Raw genomic sequence first — 3,827 nt, 5'->3', positions numbered from 1 at the left:
GGGTGAAGCGCCCCCTCAGCTTATAAAAACGTTGCAAATGTTGCTTTACTTTACATTTCGATTAACTATTTATACACAAAAATCTATTATCGAACGTTATGAGATTGCACTCTTTAGGCTTAGCGCTCAGTATTATTGCGGTTTTAGTTATTGCAGGAGTTGCAATTTCTATGAACAACACAAAGAGCGATATTAGGCAAGCGCTTAATGTAACTATAACTTCGCCTTCTTCAGGAGAAGTTTTTCAAGGCAATGCCCCTTGTAGTATAAAGTATGCGATAATAGGCGGAGCACCTGACTATACAGTCAAACTTTACTATACTGTAAATCAAACTTTCATTTTTATAAACTATTGTAATACAAGTGTAGAAGGAGCACAACAATATAACTGGATAACGCCTCTACTCACCAATCTAACTGTCAGAATAAAAATAGATGTTAACACAACTTCAGAAGAAGCCTATAACTTAAGCGGGGAGTTCGAAATAGATTCTACGCCGCCGAGCAAACCCAAACCAGAACTACCTGCACATGACAGTATTGCAGTAGAAGGCTATCCAAGAGCTCGCGAAATAAAATTGAAGTGGAGTGCTTCCGGCGATGACGGGGATATCGGGAAAGCTAGCTATTATCATGCGAGATGCTACGATAACCCTATAAATGAGACTAACTGGGATGATATACCTCAGTACTGGCGTATTAATTACTCAGCAGTTGCTTACCCTGGGGGCTACGAATCTTGTATATTTAAGAATTTAGAGCCAGATAAAATATACTATTTTGCAGTTAAAGCTTACGATAATGTTGGGCTTTCATCCGGGCTCTCAACTTGTATTAGTATTAGAACATTGAAATATGAGGCTTGGCCTGATAGTATTACAGGGGCTGGCGTGCAATGGGACCCTGTAAATAAAACACTGTATTTCATCGATTCCAGAACTGTAACATATACAGAAGTATTGATGAAAGGCAACTTACGAGTTGTTAATAATGCAGAACTTAAATTCAATAAAGTTTTGTTTGTTATGGATTGCTTTGAAGATTGGGAATATCGTATTGAAGTTGCGCCTGGAGGGCTTGTAGGCTATCTAGAAGGCGGGAAGTTTTTATTAGAATACTCAAATATCTCAACAAATGTAGCTATAATGCCAGACGGAACAGAGCGATGGCATCCTTATCTTTTTGTTGCTTACAGAAACGCAAGGTTTTGGATGCTCTATAGTAGCATGCGTCACTGCGGCAGCAAGCCAGAAGATATTAAGAATATAAAGTTAAGCGCTGTTCAGATAGATGCTGAGGTAGATGTAGAGCTCGGCATAGAGATAAGGTCGAGCGATGTTTTTATTGAGAATTCAATCATAACTCAAAACTGGGGCGTTTTTATACGTCCATCTCTTCCAATGCAAGCGTCACCAGGTATTAGAAATAACATAATAAGCCATAATCGATACGGTATAGTTATCAAGCCAAGAATAGACATTACAGAACAATGGCCTATTAATTTGATAGTCAATAATTTTACTAACAATGGCATAGGACTCTATTCAGATAACGCGAGGGTTGGATTAGAAGGTTGTCTGTTTATAAACAATTTCTATGGGACGATTTATAACAATACGCCCTTGGACTATCCTCACAACGTCTCAGGCGTAATTTATCGTTCAATATTTACCTTTAACAAATATGCAATTGCTGCAAGGAACTCTTCTTTAAAAGCTATTTCTACAATATTTATCAACAATACTCACATAAACAATACTGACTTTGAGGCTAGTAACTTCCACAGTACAGTTCATTTAGAAGATTCTTATGCAGAATTTAAGCAATGCAAATTTGCAAATAACACGTACTTAGAGCTAAAATTGATAAATATCAGCGATCCTTTAATTTCAACTATTTACTGCAAGGGCAGTACACTCAACATCGCGAATTGCAGTTTCTATAGTAATAACGGAATAGATTTTGATAAAGCTGATATATGGAATTACGTAGCGCCCGGCAACCCAATCTCAACGCTGCTTGAGGGGCTAACGAGCACTATTCATTACGAGCTCTCTAATATAACAATCGACAGCTCAAACTTTACCGACAACGGCTATCCCTTTTCTGCTAATGAATCGTTCTACAATCTGAACTTTGCAGGTCATCTGAACTTTACAGGTTATACAGAAAGGATACCTATAAAAGAGAGAGTTTCAGGTCTTGCGCCTGTGTTGGATATAGAAGCCTCTAAGCTCGGCATGCCTATCCATTATTCTATGATTAGCGGCTACGGGTACTCGCCAATATCGACTTTCTTAAACATTACTAGCAACAAATTTTATGGAAATCTTCAAGGTATTTTTAGTTTCGGCCCAGCGATTACTCTTAAGGGCAACAATATAACATTTACACCTTGGGAGGGGCATTTAGGTAGCGTTAGTTATCCGCCAGTACCTTCTCATTATGAAGGCACAATCAACTACTTTTTGATATGCGGTAACAGTCCTTTGACAGTGCAGTACAATAATATTTCTGAGTACTGTATTGGAATAATGTGGTTATTTGCAGAAGCTAACTTCACAGGCAATAATTTCACTCATAACTATTTCGCTACTGTAGCGCTCGGTACTGCAGAAATACCTGATGTAATCACAGTTGGACTTAGAACGCTTAGCAGAGAGTTTAAAATAGCACTGCCCCCTGTTATTTCTAAATTGCTAGATACTTTAGAAAAGGTAAATGTAGTTGCTGGATTTGTAAATAACAACTACACTAACAACTTATGCTCGCTTGTTACGCTCGGTGGCTACCAAATAACGCTGCAATATAATTATTTTGATGGTATGGAAGGCACGCAATGGTTCCTCACTTTTATTCAAACTTTCTTCATCTATTCTAATGTCACTATCTCAAACTGCACATTTGCAGAGCACGGTGGTGTAGAAGGTCCAGGATTCGGATATCAGATATATGCGGGGAGTTCAACTCTTCATGTGTCGGACTCGTTTATAGGCGATACCTTGTTGGGTCTGCTTGGATACTACTGTCAAATGCAGATTTACAATACTACTCTGAAGTCTCTATGGGCTTTGGTTGTTATTGGAAAAGCAGCTTCAGCAGAAGTTAGAAATTCTGATCTATACGGGGGCAGCTACAATGATATGGGGGCTGCTTGCGAAGCATCGGGGGGTGCGACTTTGAATCTTTCAAATGTGAATATTTTAGCTGGCGATGACGGTGTGTGGCTAGGTATAGGCGCTACTCTAAATATTCAATATTCTAAAATAGCCAACACCTTTGACGGTATAGAGTCAGAGCAAGTTAGCGAGAGTACAGTAAGTATATCTTCTACTAGTATATTTGATATTCCTGGTACTGGCATTAAGGTGTACGACGCCAATGTAGATATTACTGAAAGTGTTTTTGGAGAATGCGCTGCAGGTATTAACTACCAGTCCACATCAGCTGGAAAAGGGCTAAATTTAAGAGACAGCGAATTTAAGGAAATACCAGGAACTGTTGTGCTTGTTTCAGGAACAGCTGCGAATTATGCAAGAATAGCTATTGAAAACAATACATTTTCAAACTGCGGCGAGTGTATCGTACCCACGTATGTCACAGGTAAAATAATGTATAACGAAATCTCCGCATCCACGCTAGGAGCGCGTATTGAGAACTCTGAACTTGAAGTTACTAATAACCATTTTGTGAGTGTCTCTACAGGGGCTTGGGCAAGGTTTTTAAATTCGAAAACTCGTATTTACAATAATACCTTCTATACTTGCTCAATAGGTATAGAAACTGAGGATTCTTCCTGCATTGTTACAGAAAATAAAATTTACAAT

1 protein-coding gene is annotated in these 3,827 nt (G+C 38.6%); it reads left to right on the top strand.

The genetic code is table 11. The features are described from left to right. Positions 1-98: 98 nt before the first annotated feature. Positions 99-3,827, top strand: a 3,729-nt coding sequence (locus QMD21_06885; GenBank protein MDI6856484.1) for a fibronectin type III domain-containing protein, incomplete at its 3' end; no start/stop codon positions are given.

The sequence above is a fragment of the Candidatus Thermoplasmatota archaeon genome (assembly GCA_030018475.1).
In the GTDB taxonomy this organism is placed as follows: Archaea; Thermoplasmatota; JASEFT01; order JASEFT01; family JASEFT01; genus JASEFT01.
This window is presented reverse-complemented; position numbering and strand designations above follow the sequence as displayed.